General features: G+C 71.1%; 18 protein-coding genes and 6 pseudogenes. 13 read left to right on the forward strand and 11 right to left on the reverse strand.

Annotation, left to right across the window (positions count from 1 at the left end):
- The first annotated feature begins 34 nt into the window (after positions 1-34).
- From lanL to AB0953_RS31955, 4 genes are all read left to right on the forward strand, one after another.
- Positions 35-2,716, forward strand: a complete 2,682-nt coding sequence (lanL, locus tag AB0953_RS31940) for a class IV lanthionine synthetase LanL (RefSeq protein WP_366863078.1) — start codon at positions 35-37, stop codon at positions 2,714-2,716.
- A gap of 47 nt (positions 2,717-2,763) precedes the next feature.
- Complete coding sequence (locus tag AB0953_RS31945; protein WP_198959863.1) at positions 2,764-2,919, forward strand: VenA family class IV lanthipeptide; 156 nt, start codon at positions 2,764-2,766, stop codon at positions 2,917-2,919.
- Between the two features lie 297 nt (positions 2,920-3,216).
- The gene (locus AB0953_RS31950; protein WP_366863079.1) at positions 3,217-4,326 is read left to right on the forward strand and encodes an ATP-binding cassette domain-containing protein; all 1,110 of its coding nucleotides are present in this window, start codon (positions 3,217-3,219) and stop codon (positions 4,324-4,326) included.
- A gap of 77 nt (positions 4,327-4,403) precedes the next feature.
- Positions 4,404-5,201, forward strand: a complete 798-nt coding sequence (locus AB0953_RS31955) for an ABC transporter permease (protein ID WP_366863092.1) — start codon at positions 4,404-4,406, stop codon at positions 5,199-5,201.
- A 13-nt stretch (positions 5,202-5,214) separates the two neighbouring features.
- On the opposite strand, the pseudogene AB0953_RS31960 reads toward AB0953_RS31955, so the two are convergent.
- Positions 5,215-5,780 (reverse strand): annotated as a pseudogene (locus AB0953_RS31960) (IS630 family transposase); the annotation flags it as partial.
- 344 nt (positions 5,781-6,124) lie between these two features.
- Here AB0953_RS31960 and AB0953_RS31965 point away from each other — a divergent pair.
- From AB0953_RS31965 to AB0953_RS31975, 3 genes are all read left to right on the forward strand, one after another.
- Complete coding sequence (locus AB0953_RS31965; protein ID WP_366863080.1) at positions 6,125-6,688, forward strand: hypothetical protein; 564 nt, start codon at positions 6,125-6,127, stop codon at positions 6,686-6,688.
- A 163-nt stretch (positions 6,689-6,851) separates the two neighbouring features.
- Entirely contained in the window at positions 6,852-7,028 is a 177-nt protein-coding gene (locus tag AB0953_RS31970; protein WP_366863081.1) for a hypothetical protein, read from the forward strand.
- A gap of 1,026 nt (positions 7,029-8,054) precedes the next feature.
- Positions 8,055-8,705 carry a hypothetical protein gene (locus AB0953_RS31975; RefSeq protein WP_366863082.1) on the forward strand — a complete coding sequence of 217 codons (651 nt, stop codon included), beginning with the start codon at positions 8,055-8,057 and terminating at the stop codon, positions 8,703-8,705.
- Positions 8,706-8,844: 139 nt separating this feature from the next.
- Here the strand turns inward: AB0953_RS31975 and AB0953_RS31980 are convergent.
- Positions 8,845-8,964: pseudogene (locus AB0953_RS31980) on the reverse strand (DUF2267 domain-containing protein); the annotation flags it as partial.
- A gap of 24 nt (positions 8,965-8,988) precedes the next feature.
- Between AB0953_RS31980 and AB0953_RS31985 the strand changes: the two are divergent.
- Positions 8,989-9,333 (forward strand): hypothetical protein, encoded by a 345-nt coding sequence (locus tag AB0953_RS31985; protein ID WP_366863094.1) that lies wholly within the window; start codon positions 8,989-8,991, stop codon positions 9,331-9,333.
- A gap of 177 nt (positions 9,334-9,510) precedes the next feature.
- Here the strand turns inward: AB0953_RS31985 and AB0953_RS31990 are convergent, their stop codons facing one another.
- A complete protein-coding gene (locus tag AB0953_RS31990) occupies positions 9,511-10,884 on the reverse strand; it encodes an erythromycin esterase family protein (protein ID WP_366863083.1) in 1,374 nt (457 codons plus the stop codon).
- Positions 10,885-11,649: 765 nt separating this feature from the next.
- Here AB0953_RS31990 and AB0953_RS31995 point away from each other — a divergent pair.
- From AB0953_RS31995 to AB0953_RS32010, 4 genes and pseudogenes are all read left to right on the forward strand, one after another.
- Positions 11,650-12,450 (forward strand): hypothetical protein, encoded by an 801-nt coding sequence (locus tag AB0953_RS31995; RefSeq protein WP_366863084.1) that lies wholly within the window; start codon positions 11,650-11,652, stop codon positions 12,448-12,450.
- 428 nt (positions 12,451-12,878) lie between these two features.
- Positions 12,879-13,063 (forward strand): annotated as a pseudogene (locus AB0953_RS32000) (hypothetical protein); the annotation flags it as partial.
- 21 nt (positions 13,064-13,084) lie between these two features.
- Positions 13,085-13,753 (forward strand): hypothetical protein, encoded by a 669-nt coding sequence (locus tag AB0953_RS32005; RefSeq protein ID WP_366863085.1) that lies wholly within the window; start codon positions 13,085-13,087, stop codon positions 13,751-13,753.
- A gap of 328 nt (positions 13,754-14,081) precedes the next feature.
- Positions 14,082-14,566 (forward strand): annotated as a pseudogene (locus tag AB0953_RS32010) (transposase).
- Positions 14,567-14,727: 161 nt separating this feature from the next.
- Here AB0953_RS32010 and AB0953_RS32015 read toward each other — a convergent pair.
- The 8 genes and pseudogenes from AB0953_RS32015 to AB0953_RS32050 form a co-directional block, all read right to left on the reverse strand.
- The gene (locus AB0953_RS32015) at positions 14,728-14,934 is read right to left on the reverse strand and encodes a hypothetical protein (RefSeq protein WP_366863086.1); all 207 of its coding nucleotides are present in this window, start codon (positions 14,932-14,934) and stop codon (positions 14,728-14,730) included.
- 91 nt (positions 14,935-15,025) lie between these two features.
- Complete coding sequence (locus tag AB0953_RS32020; protein ID WP_366863087.1) at positions 15,026-15,262, reverse strand: thioredoxin family protein; 237 nt, start codon at positions 15,260-15,262, stop codon at positions 15,026-15,028.
- 233 nt (positions 15,263-15,495) lie between these two features.
- The gene (locus tag AB0953_RS32025) at positions 15,496-16,203 is read right to left on the reverse strand and encodes a response regulator transcription factor (protein WP_366863088.1); all 708 of its coding nucleotides are present in this window, start codon (positions 16,201-16,203) and stop codon (positions 15,496-15,498) included.
- Between the two features lie 262 nt (positions 16,204-16,465).
- A complete protein-coding gene (locus AB0953_RS32030; protein ID WP_366863089.1) occupies positions 16,466-16,777 on the reverse strand; it encodes a universal stress protein in 312 nt (103 codons plus the stop codon).
- A gap of 73 nt (positions 16,778-16,850) precedes the next feature.
- Positions 16,851-17,231 carry a universal stress protein gene (locus AB0953_RS32035; RefSeq protein WP_366863093.1) on the reverse strand — a complete coding sequence of 127 codons (381 nt, stop codon included), beginning with the start codon at positions 17,229-17,231 and terminating at the stop codon, positions 16,851-16,853.
- A 377-nt stretch (positions 17,232-17,608) separates the two neighbouring features.
- Positions 17,609-18,453: pseudogene (locus tag AB0953_RS32040) on the reverse strand (TIGR00366 family protein); the annotation flags it as partial.
- Positions 18,436-19,670: pseudogene (locus AB0953_RS32045) on the reverse strand (PEP/pyruvate-binding domain-containing protein); the annotation flags it as partial. The pseudogenes AB0953_RS32045 and AB0953_RS32040, both read right to left, overlap by 18 nt.
- Positions 19,671-19,836: 166 nt before the next feature.
- Entirely contained in the window at positions 19,837-22,272 is a 2,436-nt protein-coding gene (locus AB0953_RS32050) for a phosphoketolase family protein (protein WP_366863090.1), read from the reverse strand.
- Between AB0953_RS32050 and AB0953_RS32055 the strand changes: the two genes are divergently transcribed.
- Positions 22,206-22,390 (forward strand): transposase (locus AB0953_RS32055; RefSeq protein ID WP_366863091.1); only part of this gene is annotated, 185 nt, incomplete at its 3' end. The two genes, AB0953_RS32050 and AB0953_RS32055, sit on opposite strands and share 67 nt — an antisense overlap.

The raw sequence follows: 22,390 nt of genomic DNA on the forward strand, positions 1-22,390 counted from the left end.
CAACCAGCGGTCCTCGCCGTTGAGAGGGACGGGCATGACGAGCCACGCAACCGAAGTCGACCTCGAAGAACTCCTCCGGCGGGCACTGGAATCCACCGGTGCGGACACGCGGTGGACCACCGACACGGACGAGATGTGGTGCCGCCTCACGCCCGAGTCCGCCGACCTCCCCAAGCAGGGCTGGAAACTGCATGTGTCGGCAACGTTTGCCTCCGCGCCGGTGGTCCTCGCCAAGGCGCTGGGCGTCCTGCTGCGGGACGAGTCGGCGTTCAAGTTCGCCCGGTCCCTGGACCAGGTGAGCGCGCTCAACTCCCGCGCCACACCCCGGGGGAGCTCGGGCAAGTTCATCACCGTCTACCCCCGCTCCGACGCCGACGCGGCCCGCCTCGCGCAGGAACTGCACACCGCCACGGCGGGGCTGGCCGGCCCCCGTATCCTCTCCGACCAGCCCTACGCCGTGAACAGCCTGGTCCACTACCGCTACGGCGCCTTCGTCGGCCGGCGGCGGCTCTCCGACGAGGGACTGCTGGTCTGGTACTTCGAGGACCCCGACGGCAACCCCGTCGAGGACGTGCGCACCGGCCAGTACGCACCCCCGTCCTGGGCGGTCAGCCCCTTCCCCGCATCGGTGCCGGTCCCGCCGCAGAAGCAGCAGGCGCCGACGGCCCCGGTCCTGCTCGGCGGCCGCTTCTCGGTCCGCGAGGCGATCCGCCACACCAACAAGGGCGGCGTCTACCGGGGCACGGACGTCACCACGGGCGCACCGGTGGTCATCAAGGAGGCCCGCCCGCACGTGGAGGCCGACGCCTCGGGCGCCGACGTACGCGACTGGCTGCGCGCCGAGGCGCGGACGCTGGAGAAACTGGCCGGCACCGGCCTGGCCCCCGAGCTCCTCGCGATGTTCGAGCACGGCGGACACCTCTTCCTCGCACAGGAGGAGATACCAGGCCTCCCCCTGCGCAACTGGGTGGCCGAGCACTTCCGCGACGCCGGCGCCGAACGCTACCGCGCCGACGCCCTCACCCAGGCCAGCCGGCTGATCGACCTCGTCGCCGCGACCCACGCACGCGGCTGCGTCCTGAGGGACTTCACCCCCGGCAACATCATGGTCCGCCCCGACGGCGAACTGCGCCTCATCGACCTCGAACTGGCCGTCCTGGAGGACGACGAGGCCCTCCCCACGACGGTGGGGACCCCCGGATTCAGCGCGCCCGAACGCCTGTCGGACGCGCCCGTCTCCCCGACGGCCGACTACTACAGCCTCGGCGCCACCCTCTGCCTCGTCCTTGCCGGCAAGGTGCCCACCCTGCTGCCCGAGCGACCCGCCGACCGGTCAGCGGACGAGCGGCTCGCCGAGTGGCTCACCGCCGCCCAGGCAGCGCTCCCCTTCCCGGACGGCCTGCCCGAGATGATCCTCGGGCTGATGAAGGACGACCCCGCCGAGCGCTGGCCCCCGGACGCGGCCCGCGCGGCCCTGCGCCGGACGGCCGGGACGCGGCAGCAGCCGCCCGCCGCCCCGGACGGGCGCCGCCCCGCCGCCCCGCGGCCTGACGCGACACCCGAGGCCGCGGCGGCGGGGATCGTCGAGCACCTCCTCGACTCGATGACCCCGAAGGACGCGCAGCGGCTGTGGCCCGTGTCCACCCGGGCCGGGGAGACAGACCCCTGTACCGTGCAGCAGGGCGCGGCCGGCGTACTGGCCGTCCTCACCCGGTACTTCGAGCTCACCGGCGATCCGCGCCTGCCCGAAGTGATATCCACCGCGGGCCGCTGGATCGCCGACCGGACCGACACCCGCTCCACACGCCCCGGCCTGCACTTCGGCGGCAGGGGGACCGCATGGGCCCTGTACGACGCCGCACGCGCCGTCGACGACCGCGGCCTCGCCGACCACGCGATGGCCCTGGCCCTGGCCCCGCAGGAGTCGACGCTCAGCCACGACATCACCCACGGCCACGCGGGCAGCGGACTGGCCGCCGCCCACCTGTGGCACCGCACCGGCGACCCCCGGCTGGCCGACCTCGTCGTCGCCGCCGCCGACCGGCTGGCCGCCGCCGCGCGGCCCGGGCCCTCCGGCGTGAGCTGGCCCATCCCGGCGGAGGCCGTCGCCACGGAGGCCGGCAAACGCTACCTCGGCTTCGCCCACGGAACGTCCGGCATCGGATACTTCCTGCTCGAAGCAGCCGCCGTTGCGGACCGCCGGGACTACCTGGACCTGGCCGTCGCAGCCGGTGAGGAGCTGGTGGCCGGCGCCGTGCGGATCGGCGGGGCGACCCAGTGGCCGGCGCAGGCCGGCGACGTGCCCACGGCGCCGTACTGGTGCCACGGCTCGGCGGGCATCGGATCCTTCCTCATCCGGCTGTGGCGGACCACCGGCGACGAACTCCACGCCGAACTCGCCCGCGGCGCCGCCCGGGCCGTCGTCGAACGCGCCTCGCGGGCGCCCCTCGCCCAGTGCCACGGGCTGGCGGGCAACGGCGACTTCCTCCTCGACATGGCCTCGGCCACCGGGGACCCCTCCTACCACGCGATGGCCGAGGACCTGGCCCGCCTCATCGCAGCCGAACGGGCGCACCGCGACGGCCACGTCGTCTTCCCCACCGAATACGGGGACGTCTCGACGAGCTGGAGCGACGGATCAGCGGGAATCCTCGCGTTCCTCCTGCGGACCCGGCACACAGACTCCCGGCACTGGACGATCCAGCAGCCGGGCTGAGCGGCAGGGAAAAACCTGCCGCCCACCTCAGAGAGAAGGAGAAAGTCATGGAGAACCGCGACCTCGAACTGCTGGCTCACCTGCACGCCCTTCCCGAGACCGACCCGATCGGCGTCGACGGCGTTCCGTTCGCCGACACCTGCGCGTGTGTCGGTCTCCTGACGCTGCTCAACACCGTCTGTGTGGGCATCAGCTGCGCCTGACCCGCCGACAGGCCCCTGAGGCTCCGCCACTGCACGGCGGCCCTACGACAGCGGTCAGGTCGACGGAACGCTGAGCAGCGGACCCCGGCGGGGAGCACCCCGTACTGCCCGCCAGTGCCGCGCGGGGACGGAACGACGGGGGCCGGAGGACCTCCGGCCGGTGACCTGCCCATGGCGGTGGCCACCGGCCGGAGCACACACCCGCTCCACCGGGAGCCGGGCACGGCCCGTCCGTGCCCGGCTCACCCGTTGCCCGCCCGAGTCCGCAGACCACACCCCTCAGACGAGGACCCGACCATGCAGCCACACGCCGGCGACCACGCTCCTGCCCGGGCCGCCCTCCTGGCCGCCGCCCCCACCGACCCGGACGCCGCGCGGCCGGAGCACGGGGCGTACGCCATCAGCACGCGCGGTCTGGTCAAGAGCTACCCGGGCCCGGACGGCACCGCCGTCGAGGCCGTGCGCGGCCTGGACCTGGACGTGCACCAAGGCGAGACCTTCGCCTTCCTCGGCCCCAACGGCGCGGGCAAGTCCACCACCATCTCCCTGCTGTGCGCCCTCGCCCGGCCCACCGCCGGACGTGCCACGGTGGCCGGCGCCGACGTGCTCGACCAGCCCGACCGGGTACGGCGACAGGTCGGGATGCTCTTCCAGCACAGCGCCCTCGACATGGACCTGACGGCCGAGCAGAACCTCCGCATCCACGCCCGGCTCTACGGGCTGAGCCGCCGCCACGCCCGCCGACGCGCAGCCGAGACGCTCGAGGCAGTCGGACTGGCCGACCGGAACCACTCCCCGGTGCGCACCCTGTCCGGCGGTATGAGACGACGCCTCGAACTCGCCCGCGGCCTGCTGCACGAACCACGGATCCTCTTCCTCGACGAGCCCACCACCGGACTCGACCCCCACGCCCGCGCCCAGGTCTGGCAGCACCTGCGCGCGCTGCGCGACCGGCAGGGCATCACGCTCTTCGTCACCACCCACTACCTCGGCGAGGCCGAGAACTGCGACCGCCTCGCCATCATCGACGGCGGCCGCCTGGTGGCACAGGGCACCCCCGTCGCCCTGAAGGCCGCGATCGGGGACGACCGGGTGGTGCTGCGCACCGGTGACGACCGGGCGGCGCGCGAAGTCGTGAGCAAGGCCGCGCCGCCGGGCACCACCACGACGCTGGACGGCGAGGGGATCTCCCTGCGCCTGCCCGACGGCAGCTCCTGGATCCCACGCCTGTGCGGGGCTCTGATGGCCCACGGCATCCCCGTGCACGCGGCCTCCGCCACCCCGCCGACGCTCGACGACGTCTTCTTCCACCACACCGGCCGCAGCATCCACGGCGCACGCCCCCGCCCGGGGGCCGGCGAGGCCGGCACGCACACCACCACGACGACGAGCGGGGAGGGCCCGTGACCACATCCGCCGTGCGGCCGCCGGACGTCCCGCAGACCCCCTACGCCCCCGACCCCGACCCCGCGCCACTCGTCCGCCTGCGCCGCGAACTGCGCGCCGTCCACGCCCTCGTCCACCGCGACCTGCTGCGCCTGGCCTCCCAGCGCCTCCACACCGCGCTGATGCTGACCCAGCCGGTGCTCTACCTACTGATCCTCGGAGGCGGCCTGGCCGCCCTGATCCCCGACGCGGCCCTGGGCGTCGGCTACCAGACCTACCTGTTCCCCGGCATGCTGATGATGACGGTCCAGACCCCGGCCATCATGGTCGGCATCCGGCTGATCACCGACCGGCAGAGCGGCTACCTGCGCGAACTGCTGATGGCACCCGTACGCCGCTCCACCCTGCTCCTGGGCAGCTGCGCCGGCGGCACCGCGGTCGCCGCGGTCCAGGGCGCCCTGCTGCTCCTCCTCGCCGGGCTGGCGGGCCTGCCCTACGACCCGCTCCTGCTGGCCCTGCTCCTGGCCGGCGTGGTGCTGGTCTCCTTCACCATCACCGCGATGTCCCTGGCCCTGGCCGTCAGCCTGGCCCGCGCCGAGATGTTCCACATGCTGCTCGGCCTGGTGATGACGCCGCTGCTCTTCCTTTCCGGCGGCTTCTTCCCCCTGGCGAACCTGCCGGGCTGGGCACGGACCCTGGCGGCCTGCAACCCGCTCGCCTACGGCATCGACCTGCTGCGCCGCTCCATCGGGCTCAGGGAACCGCAGCAGGCCGCCGTGGCCGGCATCGAATGGTTCGGGCGCCAACCCCCGCTCGCCCTCGAAGCGGCGGGCCTCCTGACGATCGGCGTCCTGGCCCTCCTGTGGGCCGCCCACCGCTTCGGCCGCCCCGAGTAGACGCCGGGCGTCCGAGAGTGGTCGTGCCGGCACGGACGTAGTCGTGGCTGCGGCGTTCGGGAACGCCGGGCATCATCGGCAGAACGGGTTGGGACCGGTCCAGGGCCTGGATCTGCGACTTCTCGTCCACGCAGAGGACCAGGGCCTTTTCCGGCGGGTCGAGGTAGAGACCGACGACGTCACGGCCCCTGTCGATGAACAGCGCGTCCGTCGACAGCTTGAACGTCTGCGACCGGTGCGGGGCCAGGGCGAACGCCCGCCAGATCCGCGAGATGCTCGACTGCGACCTCCCCGTGGCCGCGGCCAACGACCTCGTCGACCAGTGGGTCGCGTTCTTCGGTGTCTCCTCGAGCGTCTTGACGATGACCCGCTCGACATCCGCGTCAGTGATCTTCCGCGGGACACCCGGCCGCGGCTCGTCGACCGTGTCCCGACCGATCCGCAGCCGACGCGACACCTCCGTGATCGAGTGCCCCCGGCGCACTCCAGCACGATCCGCGACCGCTGAGCCAAAGCCTGAGCGGGCGTACGGCGACGTACCCAGCCCTCCAGCACCGCCCGCTGGGCATTCCGACTCAGGTCACTAGGACCGGAGCCCGCTCGCGTAGATGCCGCGCTCCGCTAGATGCGGCACGGATTGCCGCGGTCCGCATATGGCGTTCTCATGGAATTAGGGCGTGCTTTGGCTGGCCCGCCCCAGGAGCCGTCCCTCCGAGGACGGAGCCCCCATGTCGACACGGAACCGCTGCCGATTCCGTGGGGAATTAGCGGAATGCATCAACCGCAGCATCGATCTGGCGACACAGCGGAAAGCGGAAGCAGGAAAGCCCGCGGTGCGCCGAGCTGTGCGGAGTTTTTGCGGGGCGGGAAGTCCGGATTGGCAGAAGCTACGCGTGATGGTAACCGGGTCAGGGAGAAAATATATGGCCGGGATCAATGGGGCTTGGACGTGGGCGAACGGCGTTGTCGGATTCAAGAAGGGCAACCAGGTCCACACCACCGACTGGGGCAAAGGGCGTATGGCCTACGTCCGAGACAGCTTTGAGGGTCTACCCCAAGGTTGGGACGATGTTGACGCCATCTACACATGGCCGGGCAGTGTCAGTAGGTGGGTAGCCATCAAAGGCGTCCACATGTTTGCCAGTTCGTCGGATAAGGTCGAATCCCTCAGTTACTGGGATTCTCTCCCTGACGACTGGCTGGAGAACGGCGGAATCAATGGGGCTTGGTCGTGGGCGAGCGGGGCTATCGGATTCAAGAGGGGCAACCAGGTTCACACCACTGACTGGAATCACGGCGCCACCAGGTCGATCAGAGACGTCTTCGTAGGGCTTCCTGAGGGTTGGGATGATGTTGACGCTATCTACACATGGCCAAAGGGAGACAATAGCTGGGTAGCTATTAAGGGCTCGCAGATGTACGTCAGTTCGTCGAAGAAGACCGAATCCCTCAGCTACTGGGACTCCCTTCCCTACCTGTGGAAGTGAGTCACGGTGGCGACCGTGCGCTGATGCCCGTGCCGCATCTGTACCGTCATGGTCAACCCGGACATCAGTCGGTTGCAACACGCGCCAGTGTCCACTTCCCGGGGCTGGCGCTGGAGCTGCCGGACCGCTCCGCCACCGGCTGCTCCACGGGGCCCTTGCCCGGTTGCGCGACGAAGTCGGCGCCGCGGGCCACCTGAACGACTACACAGAAGGCGTTGTCGGGGTAGCTCACGCCAGCGCCATCGGCGACGAGCGAATCAACCACTTCCCCGGACTCGTCGACGCGGTGCCAGTCTGGCCGGTCCGCGCATCGTCCAAGATGCCGACACTGGTTGATTGAACGAGCCCGAAAGCCTGTACAGCGTACCCATCGGCACCGACATGCCATAAGCCTGCCGACGCCCAGCAGGCCACGGTGTGGTCACGCCCCGTTCGGCCACCGCTCGGCCTGGGGAAGGAGGCAGCCGGCCTCTGACCGGCTGGGCCACGACACAAGGGCATCCGGCTTCAAGGCGTGCTCGTACGCCCGGCCGGAGCCAGTTGCCGACCGGGCGCGGGCCGGCGCTCGCAGGGTTCGCCGTCTTCGCCCGTCTTCCTGGCTGCCTTGATCGTCCCGGCGATTCCGGCGATCGCGATCGGCCTTGCGTTGCCAAATGTCCTGGCTCACGACAGCCTCCCTGGCAAGCGCCCTGGTCGCCTCGTGGTACGCGCCGCCGTACCCGCCGCTGTGTTCCTGACCCTGGGGCTTTCCGGGCCGGCTCTCGCGGAGGGCGGCAAGGCATACCAGATCGACCTGACGCAGCTGAACGGCTCAGGTTCCAGGCATCGTTGCGCCCATCGCCGCCCATCGCCGCCCATCGCCGCCCATGCCGACGGCCGTCAGGCGCTGCGGCCGACCGCGGGCCGAGTCCGCCCGGTGCTATGGGGCGCAGTGGTACGTGAACTCCGCCGCCGCCGTGCGCTTCGTCGGCTCCACCACCTCCAGTTGTGCCTTGGCCGGGTACTCCCCGGGGCCCTGGAAGGTCCACAGCAGGTCCGTTCCGCGATGCAGACAGTCGCCCCGGCCGTCGTACAGCGCTCGTCGTGATCCGGCCCGTGGTCGGGACCCAGCGGCGGTCGTGAGGGCCGTTGACACGCCGCCGCCGGAGAGCGGGATCGCCGTGTCGCCCTCCCCGGCGGGGACTCCTGGCCCGACTGTCGCACCGAGGCGTTACAGTGTGCGCCGCGGTTGAGACGGCTGACCACCGTACTCGCGGGCAGGGCCCGCCGCATCACTCCCTTGACATGCCGTCAAGGGCGCACGGGGGTCGCCGCCCGGCTGTTGCGGCGCGTCCCGTGCGGAATCCGGTAAACAGCCAGGAGAACCATGAGAAAGAGAGCGCGGAGAGCGAGCATTCTCGCCGCCGCCACCGCCGTCGCAGTCACGGGCACGTTCATGGCCGCACCGAGCGCCAGCGCGGGCACGTCCGAGATCGCGAACCCCGGCTTCGAGAGCGGCAACGCGTCCTGGAACGAGAAGGTGACCCCCTTCGCAGGGCACCCCATCAACAACGCCTCCGCGTGGCCGGCCCACTCGGGCACCGGCAAGGCGGAGCTGGGCGGCCAGGGCCTGACCGGCATGAGCCGCATCTCGCAGCAGGTCACGGTCCCGGCGTACCGGGTTCCGGTGCTGTCGTTCTGGGTGCGCAGCGACGTGGTCCACGCGTCTTCGGCGAGCAGCTTCGGCTTCCGTCAGCTGATCGTGGAGGCCACCGCGGAGGACGGCACGCCCTACGAGCTGCACGACCGCATGAACAAGGCAGGAACCGACGGTTCTTACGAGAAGGTGACGGTTACGCTTCCCGGCGCCTTCTACAGCTCGTCTCCGCAGAAGGTGAACCTCAGCTTCACGGTGATCGAGGACGCGGCGAACCGGATGCCGTTCCTGATCGACGACGTGAGCATGGAGTACCGCTTCAAGGCGATCGACCGTCCGGTGGTCATTCCGGGCGGGATCTTCCGGCCCATCGGGGGCTGACCCCCGCCGGGTAGGGCGGCGCGGTCCGTGTGCCACCACGGTGACCGTGCCGCCGCCGTCGTCCGTCGGCGGCTCTCCGTACAGGCGGGGCGGATCCCTGGGGCCGTCCGGCGGCGTTCAGCCCGACGGCCGCACCGTTGGCGGCCTGCAAGGGGTTGAGGAGGATCAGGGCGTACGTCTCGGGAAGACTGGCGGCGAGCCCGGCGCGCACGGCTCCCACCGGGCGTGCGCCCAGCAGGGCAAGGACCACACGGGCCGCGGGTCCGCGCCACCACCCGAGGCGGTGGTCGGCGCGGTCACCGGCACCCGGCAGGGGTCGACCACCGTGTTGCTGGGCCGCTACGACCCGACCGGGCGCCTGCGCTGCGTCGGTCGCACCACCGCCCTGCGTCCGGAGACGGCCCGGGCCTGGCCGGGCGGCTGGCACCGCCGGGGCGTCCGCACCCGTGGGAAGGCCAGACGTTCTCCCGGCGGGGCAGCAGCCACACGCCCGACGTCCGCCGACCTCGCCCGGGTCGGCGCCGGCCACTGGCGCCATCCCGTGCGCACCCACCGCCTGCGCACCGACCTCGGCACGGGGGACGTCCCCCTGATGGGCGAGCCCGACCTGGGCACGCCGCCCCGGTGAGGACACCACGGCGTGCGGCAGGCCGCCCGAAGCGGTTACCTCGGCCATGCCGCGCAGCGGCGTGGCGCTTGGACGGGCTGGACCGCAGGCTTGGCCGACGGGCTCGAGCCGGTCCGAACAGCGGCGAGCATCGCTCCACGCCCCGTGGACGCCCGGGGGCCGGGTAGTTGTCCGGGGTCAGTTGAGCATGTGGGCGGCCTGGACCTGCTGGAGGTGGATGAGGACGTCGTGGGTCTGGGAGAGGCGGATCTGCGGGGCGTCGGCGATGCCGGGGTAGGTGGCGCCGATGTTCTTGATCGTGTGGGGTTCGGCGAGCCAGGTGCGGGCCGCGGAGGGGACGTTGCGCAAATCGACGACGTAGTCGCGGTAGCGGACCTTGTCGAGGGTGTGTTCGGCGGTGCCGGGTGCGGCGGGGGCGGCGGTGAAGCGTTGTGGGGCGCCGTCGTGGTTGAAGGCGTTGAACGTGCCCTGGTTGAAGGTGAGGCCGACGCTCAGGTAGCCGGTGCCCAGTTGCTCGCGCAGGAATTCGCCCTGGACGCGGGGGTGGCTGGCGGGGGCGTAGGTCTTGAGGGCGGTGTGGGTGTTGTGGGCGGAGATCATGATCTTGGTGCCGGTGCGCTGCTGCCACCAGGCGACATTGTCCGCCATGACGCGGTCGCGGTAGACCATGGCGGCGGGGATGTTGTGGGGGTCGTCCCAGTCGAAGGCGTACAGGGTAGTCATCTGGTGGATCGCCGTGGCGTGCTGGAGGGCCCAGGCGTGGGCGTCGGCGTCGGCGCCGGGGTGCTGCTTGAGCAGGTCCACCGCCCGCCCGGTCCGTTCGGCGAGCTCCTTGCGGTCGGCGAGCGGCTTCGAGAAGTAGTCGTCGACGTAGGTGCTGGCGCTGGTGGTGGGCCGCAGTCCTCGGTACAGCTCGGCGATCTGCGCGGCGAGCTCGGGGCTGGACGCGGCCGCGAAGGCGTTCACCTTGTCGTACAGCCCGGGGCCGGCGAAGCCGTTGTCGTCGCCGACGAAGTGCACCGGGTCGTCGGGGTGCCGGACGTTGTAGGCGCGCATCCACTGGAGCAGGTCGCGGCTCTCGGCATTGTTCCACCACCGGTAGGTGCCCTGGAACTCCTCGTCCATGATCTGCTTCAGGTCGCCCTCTCCGCGCGTCAGGTAGGCGTCGATCCGCAGTCCGCTGCTCCAGGCGGCTTCGAAGGCGAAGGTGCGAAAACCCTTCTCCTCCACCAGGTAGCGGAAGACGCGGTGCTTGACGGTGACGAATTCGTGCGAGCTGTGGGTGGCCTCGCCCACGCCCACCACCTTGGCGTCGCCCACCATCGCGCCGAACGGGCGCAGATCGGCCAGGCTGCCCCGGGGTTCGGTGGTGCGCAGCGGGTGAGCCACCCGGTCAAGGGCCGCCTCGGGCGAGCGGAACGCGGCGGCGTCGGAGGAGACCGACGAGGCGGCCGGAGCGGACGCGGCGGCGGAAGCGGTGGGCGTGACGACCAGCGTGGCCCCGAGAGGAACGAGCAGCGCGGCCAGCAGGAACTTGCGCGTGGTGATCATGAGCCCAACTCTCGCCGCACCCCGGCACCGCAGGCCATCCGGTACACCCCCCGACCGTCCTGGGGTTACCCTCACCCGCCAACGGATGGGGCATCGGGCCACGCTCCCCGTCGTGGATGGGAGTCAAGCACGCCGGCCTGCCCGAGCCCAGGGGGCACCGCGACCGGCGAACAGCCCCCACCCGAAGCTCCACCTCCCCCTGTCGCTGAGACATGCCGCAGTCTGGAGAATGACGGGCACCGGGCCCTGTTGTTCACCCCGGCGGGCCCGGGCGGCCGTGTACTGGGTCAGGACCGGCACGGGTCGCATGACCGCCGCCGGGCCACACATGCTCGCCTGCCGGCGGGCCGGTGACAGGTTCCGCCGGTCGGTGGTTCGAGTCACCTGGCCAGGACTCCGGCGAGGCATACAGCGGCCCCGCACACCATAAAGAGGGGGACGAAGCGGCGACGAACGGACTGAGCTGCAAGTCAGGTGCCACGGTGCAACCGTCTCTGGCAGGGTCACCCCATGACCCGTAGACGCCCCGGGCGTGTCCGCGCCGAGCAGTGGCGAGCAGTGCACTCGGTACGGCGGTGAGGTGAGCCCGGCTTGATGGCGCTCCCACGCTTCGTCGATGTCCCGGTGGAACGCGAACGCCTCCTTTACCAGCTCGGTGGGCGCGTCCGGCGCACGCGAGTCAGCAGGCCCCGCTTGTCGTCGTCCTCGCCGATCGATATGTAGGCCCCTCGCAGAAAAGCGGATTCCACCTGGGACCATGAGCGGATGTCCGAGGAACCGAACCCGATGTCTAGCCTGTGGCCGCTCGTGCCGCCTGGGGCCACCGACTGGCTGCTGGAGCTGTGTGGCGACGGCCTCACCGGGTTCATGCCTCCGGCGATGCCTGACGCGGTGTGGGTGCTCAACGCCATGTACGAGCACGAGCAGGGACCAACCGAAGTGTCGTACGACGAGTACCACCAGGCACGTCTTGCCGACGGGAGTACCCAGCCACACGTTGTCGAAGACCTCGACCTCGACGCCGTGAGTATCGCCACGGGGGGAGGTCTGGGCCGTGCCCGGCACCCCGGCCCTGGCTGGCGGCGGCTGCGCTGGACCGAGCTCGCCCGGCGGACTGGCGACCCGATAGTGCCCGACGGGCTAATGCCCTCCTACCGCTGCTTTCCCTCGGCCAAGAAGGAGGGCAGCTGGCCACTGAGCATGGTCCCGCCAACCGAAGGAAGTCTGGACCGGGAGACCTGGAATCGCCTGATCGCCACCCTCACCCAGTACAGCCCCGCAGGCTCGGACACCCGCTGCCTTGCCTACTACAACCCGCTGACGCTCGGAGCCACCGACTTCGACAACCTACATGTGCGCGCGGGCCGGCTCGGCGACGCCGAGCCCCTGTACGACCAGTCCGAAGCAGACTTCAGCCCCTCCAATCTCTGGGCCGATGACCGCTCCTGGGTCCTGTGCACCGACTACGACCTGTGGGCCACCAAGGTCGCCGGTTCACCAGCCCTCATCCACGCATTGTTGAACGACTCCGAGATCGAGGCGGTTCGCCTGCCTTGGGCACACTGATGACGAGCCGCCCTGGCTCCTTTGCCAGCCCTGGAGCGCGAGCACATCCCAGTTCCTGCCCGCTGGGGCCGGACGGCTCTCTACGATCCGGTGCATGCTGGATCCCGAGCTGCTGGAACGGATCACCGCGCGGCGTGCGGAACTGGACGAACTCGAAGAACAGCTGGCCAAACAGCTGGCGGAAGTGCGGGCCTAGCGGGACGGACTCGCCGTCGCCGAACGCCTTGCGGCGCATCCCGGCGCCTCCTTGGTCACCGCGAACTCGCGGCGGCTTGCCAGACGTTGATCGTCACGGCGCGAGCCCGCTCCAGGGGCGACCTCTTGTTCCTCCGCGAGCCCGCGAGCTCTGCGGAAAGATCGAGCCCGTGGAGTGCGCTGGTGTCGCGAACGGCTACTTGAGATGGCGGACCAACGAGTCCTTGAAATTCGTGGCGTACGCGGCGGGGCGGGACTTCGTGTGGGTCGACGACGGCGTCGGCGACGCCAACCGGGCGTGGGCGGAGGCGCACCACCCGGGGACGCGCTGCTCCGCCGGGTGGACGCCCGGGTTGGGCTGGCGGCGGACGACTACCTGGCGGTGGCGGCATGGTTGCGGGATCGGGCGGGTGGGTAGCGGGGGGAAAGGGGGTGTGAAGTGGCGCAGAAGGTAGGCGGGTACGTCGCGGTCGGGGGGTCGGTGGCCGCGGGCGTCGGCGCGGGCGTGCTGCTGTGGAACTGGGCGGACGGGACGCCGTGGACGGCCTGGCCGCTCGTCCTGCTCGGGGCGGGCCTGGTGACGGCGCTGGTCGGGCTCGGGCTCCGGCCGGGTCTGGACCGGTGGGCCGACGCGCTGGCCGCTGGCGGACTGACGGTATTGGTGCTGACCGGGGTCGTGACCACGGGCGGCACGGTGGAGCAGGTCCAGCTGCGGGGGCGGACGACGGAACCGGTGACAATCGAGCTCAGCGGTTGCCGGGTGACCGGCCGGCGCTGGGACGAGGGCGCGGGGCCGGAGGACGAGGTCGAGTGCCGGTACGTCTGGTCGGTCGGCGGACGCACCTTCGACGAGGTGCGCCCGGCGGACAAGGTGCACCCGGACGGGCACCGGATCCGGCTGTGGGCGTCGCCGGGCGGGGAGCTGGACGGGCACTCGTGGCAGACGGTCGCGGCGATGGGGCTGTCCGCGGCGGTGGTGGACGGGCTGGCGCTCCTGGCCGGTGCGGGGGCGTGGCGCCGGGTGTCGAGGCGGCGGGCCGAGCGAACGGGCGTGGCGGCCGAGCCGGTGCTCAGCGCAGGCCGGGCGGGCACTGGCCGCGATCGCTGAGGCGGGGGCCAGTTCGGGACGGCGAGGCATGGCGGTCAGGGTGAAACGGCCCTTCGCCGCAGCTCAATTGCAGATCAACAGATCGGCCGTCCCCATTCGGAAGCCGTCGGTATGCACGGCGCCGGTGCAGGACGTGAGCGCCCGGGCGGCGTGGCTCTCGGCACACCACCCCGGCCGGAGCCGAACTGGGCCGCGGCCCGGCCCGGCTCGGCCCAAGTGGGGCGTCGAGGTCTTGATCCCGGCGAACACCAGCGAATCCCCCAATGGTGCATCGGACCGCCGTCCGCCCAAAAGACGCACCTGGGGTCGGCGTGGCCGCACCCCGGTCGTGACGGTCAGCGGCCGCCGCTCGGGACGCCTGTCGGTGGCCGGGCTCATCGCCATGCGGCCCGACTCACGCACCCGGCTGTGCCACCGCCTGCGCACCCACCCTGCAGGCAAAGGCACACGCCGCAGCATGGGCGAGCGCGACTTCATCGCTCTGATCGACGGCGTCCACCAGCTCGTAAAGGCGCCGATGGTGCTGGTCTGGGACCGTTTGAACACCCACGTCTCCCACGCCATGTGCGAGTTGATCGCCGAGCGCGCCTGGCTGAAGGTGTTCCCGCTTCCCGCCTACTCGCCCAACCTCAACCCCGTGGAGTGAGTCTGGCACACGTCAAACGCAGCCTGGCCAACCTCGCGGTCATGGCCCTCGACCGACCCGAGGCCCTCGTACGCAACCGGCTCAAACGCCTGCAGTACCGACCCGACACCCTCGACGGCTTCATAGCCGGAACCGGCCTGACCCTCGACACCCCCACGTCACCCTGACAAGCCAAGTCAGTAGCCGCTCGAACCTGCTTCACGCGGTACTTGAGCCAGTCGGAGCGGTGTCCGCCCGGTACGGGGAGGTACGTGCTCGTTGGGCCGGGACACGAGGGCACGGAGGGGCCGAGCAACCTGGTCGGGTTCGCTTGACCGGTTCTGCAAGCTCAACGGACGAAACCACAGACCTTGGCGGGTGGGCACGGCCTGCCACCGCCGGGGTCGTTGGTGAGCGCAATCAGGAAGCACACCGCCACCATCAGCAAAAAGCCGCCTATGGCGACCCACAGCGCATTGCGGCCCCACCAAGCCGTCATCTTCTCGCGCCGGATGCGGCGAGCCGGGCCAGCCGCGTCGTGACGGTCACCCGTCATGCTTCCCCCCCCAGGGTTGCTCACTCCGTGGACATGAGTACCCGGGCTATTCCCACCTCTGCCCGACGGCATGCGGATCGCCCGGGACAGTTCACCCTGACTCGCCGACGTCAGTAAAGCCAGCGACCTGGGCCCCGCCCTTGAAGAGGACGAAGGTCGGCACGGCCGCGAGGCCCACCTTGTCACCGACTTCCTCCAGCCCGTCGACGTTCACGGTGTAGAAGCGGACCTTCGAGTTTTCCGGATCTTTCGAGAGGTCCTCACACACTCGACTGATCTGTCGGCTCGGACCGGGCCAAGGCGCCGAGAAGCCCTTGCCCACAGCCATCGCCGCGGTGAGCGCGGCCCGAACGGCTCGGCGCCCGGCTTCGGGACCGCGTTCACCTCATGGCGTACGCCATCGACGGCTGTGCACGGACGAGCCGGGTGCCCAGGGCGCGGGGTGCCCTTCGCCGATGGGGGTTCGCCGGGTCGGGGCATTCGGGTGAAGACGCTTGGGCTGGCCGACGAGGGACGGCCTCTGCGTACGGCGGGAGAGCAGCAGGTGATTGGCCACCCGTACTATTCGGCGGCCGGTACGGGATGCCGGCTCGGCGGAGTCAGCGTGTGGCTGGCGATGACCGCGGCCTGGACGCGGCGTTCGACGCCGAGCTTGGTGAAGAGCCGGGAGATGATGTTCTTGACGGTCTTCTCGGAGAGGTAGAGCCGTTTGCCGATCTCGCGGTTGGTGAGCCCTTCGCTGACCATGACCAGGATCTCCTTCTCCCGGTCGGTGAATCCGGGCAGACCGGGGACCTGCTCCTCCGCGGGGACGTCGCCGCGCATCCTGGCCATCAGGCGGGTGGCGGCTCCGGGGTCGAGCATCGACTGGCCTGCGGCGACGGTGCGCACGGCGGTGACCAGGTCGGTGCCGGTGATCTGCTTGAGTACGTAGCCGGACGCGCCGGCCATGACCGCGTCCAGTAGCGCTTCCTCATCGTCGAACGAGGTCAGCATCAGGCAGGCGAGTTCCGGCATCCGCGAGCGCAGTTCGCGGCAGACGCTGACCCCGTCACCGTCCTGGAGCCGGACGTCGAGGACCGCGACCTGGGGGCGCAGCGCGGGGATCCGGACCAACGCCTGCTCGGCCGTGGACGCTTCACCGACCACGGTCAGGTCGGGCTCGGCGTCCAGCAGGTCGTGGACGCCCCGGCGTACGACTTCGTGGTCGTCGAGGAGGAAGACGCTGATGGGCGTCTTCGCGGTTGACGGGGCGTCGCTGGCGGTCATTACGCAACTCCTTGGCTGGGTTCGTCCGGCACGCGTGCGAACTCCTGCATGGTGCCCCGCACAAGGGGCGATCGGACAGGGCCGAACGGCCCTCCTCCTCGTACCCGCCCGCAGGCCGTTGCGGCGGGTACGAGGAAAGGGGCCGGCCGCCACCACAGCGAAGGCCGCCCGTGGCTCGTTTGTGACCACGAACCCCGGAGGTCCTCCGGCAGCGGAAGCCGTCGATGCGGTCCGAGTGACACCGGTCCGGTGCGGCGCTGCCTCAGGCGTGCGGTACGACCGCGACCGGAGCGGTGGAGTGGTGGAGGACGGCGTGGGCGACGGGCCCGAGGTGCGTGCCGATCGCCGAGCGGCGGACCCGTCGGCCGACGACCATCAGCGAGGCATTCGCCGAGGCCGCGACGAGGTGGCCGGCCGCCCGGCCCACCGAGCACTCCTCCTCGACCCGGATCTCGGGGTACTTGCCCCGCCAGGGCCGCAGCGCGTCCCCGAGCGCGGTGGCCGTACCTGCCGCGATGCCGTCCCGTACCTCGGGGGCGATCAGCGCGGGGTCGAAGCTGTAGGCGGGCGGCATGCTCCATCAGAGGACCACGCGCAGCGGGGCCCGGCGTGCGGCCGCCGCGCCGAAGGCGTACTCGAGGAGCTCGTCACACGGGCGCGCGAGGTCCAGCCCGAGCACGACCGGCCGGTGGGCGCCTTCCTGCGGCCCGCTGCCGTCGGGCGTCGGCAGGTAGGCGCTGTCCATCCAGGAGCCGGTACGTACGATGACCACCGGGCGTTCGGCATGGGCGAGTACGGCCTGGGAGACGGACCCGACGAGGAATCCCGCCATCGCGATACTCGGTCGAGGCCGGGACAGGGGGTGAGGTCCCGGCGGGCGACGCGTAGCCGTAGGGCGGGGCACAGTGCTCCACCGCGTGCAGTAGCTTGAGCGGGAGCCGGCGGAGCCGGGCCTCGTGGGCGGCCCACTCGGCGGCGGCCAGCGATGCGGGGGATCCGTCCAGGCCCACGACGACCATACGTGACATGGTGTTCCTCCAGGAACGTGTGCGGGAGAGCGGCCGCTGTCGGCGGCGCGTGTCCCACCTTCCCGCTCCGCGCGGTGGCGGGAGGATGGTCCGGGCGGCCCTGGGCGCGGGGCCGAACGTCCTTCCGATACGGGGCCGGAAGCAGGCCGTACCGTGCCACCCCGATGCCCGGAGGTGGCCACCGGCGCCCGCCGCAGAACCTCCGGACCGACGTTCCCGACCACGCCTCGATGCCCGCCTGAACCGCAGGCCGGCCGGGCACCAGGCGGGCCGGGCTCAGCCGGGGTCGCGCCCGGGACCATGAACCCGCCGATTGCCGCGAGCAGGGTGCCCATCAAGGGCGCGATGAAGCGGAGGTACTGGCCGTAGCGGATCTTTGCCACGGCCAGGCCGCCCATGACCACGGCCGAGGTCGGGGTGATCAGGTTCACCCAGCCCGAAGCCGACTGGTACGCCGTGACCACCAGGGACCGCCTGACGCCGGCGAAGTCGGCGAGCGGGGCCAGGATCGGCACGGCGAGGGCGGCGTGACCGGACGAGGACGGTACGAGGAACGCCAGCGGGACGTTGACCAGGAACATCAGCACCGCGAAGGCTCCGTGGGACGTGCCCGAGACAGCGCTGTGCAGGCCGTTCAGGATGGTGTCGGTGACGGCGGCGTTGTTCATGATCACGGTGACGCCGCGGGCCAGTATGACGATCACGGCTGCGCCGACGAAGTCCCCGGCTCCACGGGTGACCGCCTCGGCCGTGCCGTGCTCGCCCAGGCCGCCGATCAGGCCGACCGCGACGGCAGCGACGATGAACAGGGCGGCCAGTTCCGGGAAGTACCAGCCGAGCGTCGACAGGAAGGTGGCATCCAGGTCCGCCCACGGGACGACCGCGAAGATCATGAAGAGGAACGTCGCGGCGAAGACGGCGAGGACGGCGCGGTGCCGGCCCGTGAGGGCGACCACCTCCTCATCCTGTTCTGCGAGGGCATGGTGCTCGTCGGTGGACGGGGTCAGCGAGCGCGCGGGGTCGGCCAGGACGCGCTTGGCGTACCGGACCACGTACCAGGCCGCGATGGCCGTCAAGACACCCACATGGCCAGCCGCAGCAGGATGCCGTCACCCGTGCCGATGCCCGCGCTGTCGGAGGCGACACCGGTGGCGAAGGGGTTGACGGTGGAGGTTAGCGTCCCCACCCCGGCACGGACCGCCTCCTCGGCCGAGTCGAACACGACGGCTCCCACGGCGGCTCCCGGCGACGCGGGCGGGAACCCCCGCGCGACCACCTCGCCCACGTCCGGGTCCGAGGTGTCGAAGTGCGGGGACATCAGGTGGGCCGGGCGTCGCCATCGATCCCGGCCCGTGCCTCCTGCGGGGAGATCAGGCCTTCGTCGGCCGGCTGGGCGGCGACTGGGAAGGTGGGCTGGGCGGTGCGCTTGCCGACGCGGGTCTCGAGCATCCACAGCTTCCCGCGCTCGATGGTGAACTCGATCTCGCACATCTCCTGGTAGTGGGCGTCCAGGCGGTCCATGTGAGCGCACAGCTCCTCGTACGAGCCGGGATCGAGGTCCGCCAGCTGTTGGAGGGGCACGGTGTTGCGGATGCCGGCCACGACGTCCTCACCCTGGGCGTTGGGCAGGTAGTCCCCGTAGACCCCTGGCCGCCCGGTGGCCGGGTCGCGGGTGAAGGCGACGCCGCTCCCGGAGTCGGGCCCCAGGTTGCCGAAGACCATCGTCTGGATGCTGACGGCGGTTCCCAGGTCGTCGGGGATGTGCTCGCGGCGGCGATAGATCCGGGCCCGTTCGCCGTCCCAGGAGGAGAAGACGGCGAGGACCGCGCGCCGCAGCTGCTCGGCCGGATCCTGGGGGAACTCCTCACCGGTCTGTTGCGCGATCAGGTCCTTGAAGGCCTCGACCAGCCGGATCAGGTCCACGGTGTCGAGCCGGCTGTCGTCGGCCACCTTGTGCTGCCGCTCCAGACCGCCGATCAGGGCCTCGAAGAGTGCGTTGTCCACCCCCATGACCGTGCTGCCGAACATGTGTACGAGTCGCCGGTAGGAGTCCCAGGCGAACCGCTCGCGCTCCGGCGTCTTGCCGAGCCCCAGGACCGCGAGGTCGTTCAGCCCGATGTCGAGGATCGTGTCCATCATCCCGGGCATCCAGAACCGGGCCCCGGACCGTACGGACAGCAGCAGCGGGTCGTCGACCTGCCCGAGCCGCTTGCCCGCCGCCCGCTCCAGGGCCGCCAGATGCCGGGCGAGCTGGCCATCGAGCTCCTGCGGCGGCGCACCGGTGGCGAGGAACACCATGCAGGCCTCGGTGGTGACCGTGAAACCCGGCGGCACGGGCAGGCCCATGCGGGCCATCTCCGCGAGGTTGGCGCCCTTGCCGCCGAGCAGCCCAACCATCTCCCGGCTGCCCTGGCTGAAGTCGTACACGTAGGTCGTCATCGCGCCTGCCCATTTTTTCGAGGGATGCCGGTCGTCACCTCCACCCTGAGCGCGGGGCGCCCACTGCGGGAGGGCCCAGTGGTCCCCATCGGGGCCCGACCGGTCCCGTCGGCGGTTGCCCCGGGGCCACGGCTTTTCGGGCGCGCTCCGGAGCCGGGCGTCCTCGTCAGTGGGGCCAGGACCAGCCGGTGATCTCCGGGAGGTCGGTGCCGTGGGTGCGGATCCAGTCGTGGTGGCGGATCCGCTGGTCGGCCATGGTCTGACGGAGGGCGGCGGCGCGGCCGGTGGCGAGTCCGGGGACGCGGTCGATGACGTCCATGACGAGCCGGTACCGGTCGAGGTCGTTGCGTACGACCATGTCGAAGGGGGTGGTCGTGGTCCCCGACTCCTTGTAGCCGCGTACGTGCAGGTGCGGGTGGCCGGTGCGGCGGTAGGCCAGCCGGTGGATCAGCCAGGGATAGCCGTGGTACGCGAAGACCACCGGCTTGTCCGGGGTGAACAGGGCGTCGTACTCGGCGTCCGTCATGCCGTGCGCATGCTCCTCGCGGGGCACCAGGCGGGCGATGTCCACGACGTTGACCACCCGTACGGCCAGGGAGGGCAGGTGCTCGCGCAGGAGTGCGGCGGCGGCGAGGACCTCCAGGGTGGGTACGTCGCCGGCGCACGCGAGCACGACGTCAGGCGCGGCGAAGCCGTGGTCCGTCCCCGCCCACTCCCAGATCCCCGTCCCGCGGGCGCAGTGGGTGCGCGCCTGGTCGATCGAGAGCCAGTCGTGGCACGGTTGCTTCCCGGCGACGATCACATTGACCCGGTCCCTGCTGCGCAGGGCATGGTCTGCCACGGCGAGAAGGGTGTTGGCGTCCGGAGGCAGGTAGACGCGAACGACGTCGGGGCTCTTGTTGAGGACGTGGTCGACGAATCCGGGGTCCTGATGGGAGAAGCCGTTGTGGTCCTGGCGCCAGACGTGCGAGGTGAGCAGGTAGTTGAAGGAGGCCAGGGGCGCCCGCCAAGGCAACTCACGTGAGACCTTGAGCCACTTGATGTGCTGGGCGACCATCGAGTCGACGATGTGGGCGAAGGCCTCGTACGTGGAGAAGAGCCCGTGGCGGCCGGTGAGGAGGTAGCCCTCCAGCCAGCCTTGGCAGAGGTGTTCGGACAGGATCTCCATGACCCGGCCGTCCTGGGACAGGTGGCGGTCGGTCGGCTCGGTGAGGGCCTGCCAGGCCTTGCCCGTGACCTCGTACAGTGCGTCGAGCCGGTTGGAGGCCGTCTCGTCGGGCCCCACGACCCGGAAGTCCCGCCGTCCCGCCGTGTCACGCATGACCTGGGTGAGGAGACGCCCCAGCACCCGGGTCGGTTCGTGGAGGGTGGCCCCCGGCTTCTCCACGGGGACGGCGCAGCCGTCGAGCGGGTGAAGGGGGAGAGGCCTCAGCAGGCGTCCTCCGTTGGCGTACGGGCTCGCGCCGAGGCGCCGACCACCCTCCGGCACACACGCCAGCACGTGAGGCAGCGGCCGCCCGTCGGCGTCGAAGAGCTCGTGCGGCCGGTACGCACGCAGCCAGTCCTCCAACTGCTTCAGGTGCGCGGGGCTCTCGCGTACGGCGGTCAACGGGACCTGGTGGGCCCGCCAGGTGCCCTCGACCGGGTCGCCGTCGACGGTTGCAGGCTCCGTCCACCCCTTGGGAGTGCGCAGGACGATCACGGGCCAGCGCGGGCGGTCCCGCCCGAGGTCCGCACCCGCCGCGCGCGCCTCCCGCTGGATCAGCGCGATGCGGTCCACGGCATGGTCCATCGCGCGGGCCATGGCCTGGTGAACGAGGGCCGGATCACTGCCGCTCACGTACAGCGGGTCGTGCCCGTAGCCCCGCAGCAGGGAGTCCAGCTCGCCGTCCGGGATCCGGGACAGTACCGTCGGGTTGGCGATCTTGTATCCGTTGAGGTGCAGGATCGGCAGGACGGCCCCGTCGTGCACCGGGTTGAGGAACTTGTTCGAGTGCCAGGAGGCGGCCAGCGGCCCGGTCTCGGCCTCGCCGTCGCCGATGACGCAGGCGACCAGCAGGCCGGGGTGGTCGAAGGCGGCGCCGTAGGCGTGCGCGAGGGAGCAGCCGAGCTCGCCGCCCTCGTGGATCGAGCCGGGAGTCTCGGGCGCGACATGGCTCGGCACCCCGCCGGGGAAGGAGAACTGCCGGAACAGCGTGCCCATGCCGGCGGCGTCCCGCGTCACCCCCGGGTAGGTCGCGGAGTAGGTGCCCTCCAGCCAGGAGTTGGCGAGGACGGCGGGTCCGCCGTGCCCCGGTCCCCAGACACACAGGGCGTCCAGCGAGCGCTCCTTGATCACGCGGTTCAGGTGGGTGTGCACGAGGTTGAGGCCGGGCGTGGTGCCCCAGTGGCCGAGCAGCCGGGGCTTGATGTGCTGGGGCCGCAGGGGTTCGGCCAGCAGCGGGTTGTCCATGAGGTAGATCTGTCCGGCCGCCAGGTAGTAGTGCTTTGTTAGCTGGTCTTGTCGCGTCGTGTGTGCGGTACTTCGCTGGCTGTATGAGGGCTGGGGAGCTTGTCGCGGTGCGGGGCCGGTTGGAGGAGTTCGCGTCCGAGGTGTTCGCACCGCTGGTGCGGCGGGACCAGCGCGAGAAGGGCGCCTTGTATCTGCGGGGACTGCTGCTGGAGGGCCGGCGGAAGTCGATGCAGCCGATGGCCGAGCGGCTCGGGGTCGATCACCAGCA

Source organism: Streptomyces sp. NPDC046866 (assembly GCF_040704625.1).
Taxonomy (GTDB): Bacteria; Actinomycetota; Actinomycetes; order Streptomycetales; family Streptomycetaceae; genus Streptomyces.

Coding starts and splice junctions, on each gene's coding strand:
- lanL (WP_366863078.1), top strand. CDS start 35: ATGACGAGCCACGCAACCGAAGTCGACCTCGAAGAACTCCTCCGGCGG.
- AB0953_RS31945 (WP_198959863.1), top strand. CDS start 2,764: ATGGAGAACCGCGACCTCGAACTGCTGGCTCACCTGCACGCCCTTCCC.
- AB0953_RS31950 (WP_366863079.1), top strand. CDS start 3,217: ATGCAGCCACACGCCGGCGACCACGCTCCTGCCCGGGCCGCCCTCCTG.
- AB0953_RS31965 (WP_366863080.1), top strand. CDS start 6,125: ATGGCCGGGATCAATGGGGCTTGGACGTGGGCGAACGGCGTTGTCGGA.
- AB0953_RS31975 (WP_366863082.1), top strand. CDS start 8,055: ATGAGAAAGAGAGCGCGGAGAGCGAGCATTCTCGCCGCCGCCACCGCC.
- AB0953_RS31990 (WP_366863083.1), bottom strand. CDS start 10,884: ATGATCACCACGCGCAAGTTCCTGCTGGCCGCGCTGCTCGTTCCTCTC.
- AB0953_RS31995 (WP_366863084.1), top strand. CDS start 11,650: ATGTCCGAGGAACCGAACCCGATGTCTAGCCTGTGGCCGCTCGTGCCG.
- AB0953_RS32015 (WP_366863086.1), bottom strand. CDS start 14,934: ATGACGGGTGACCGTCACGACGCGGCTGGCCCGGCTCGCCGCATCCGG.
- AB0953_RS32020 (WP_366863087.1), bottom strand. CDS start 15,262: ATGGCTGTGGGCAAGGGCTTCTCGGCGCCTTGGCCCGGTCCGAGCCGA.
- AB0953_RS32025 (WP_366863088.1), bottom strand. CDS start 16,203: ATGACCGCCAGCGACGCCCCGTCAACCGCGAAGACGCCCATCAGCGTC.
- AB0953_RS32030 (WP_366863089.1), bottom strand. CDS start 16,777: ATGCCGCCCGCCTACAGCTTCGACCCCGCGCTGATCGCCCCCGAGGTA.
- AB0953_RS32035 (WP_366863093.1), bottom strand. CDS start 17,231: ATGTCACGTATGGTCGTCGTGGGCCTGGACGGATCCCCCGCATCGCTG.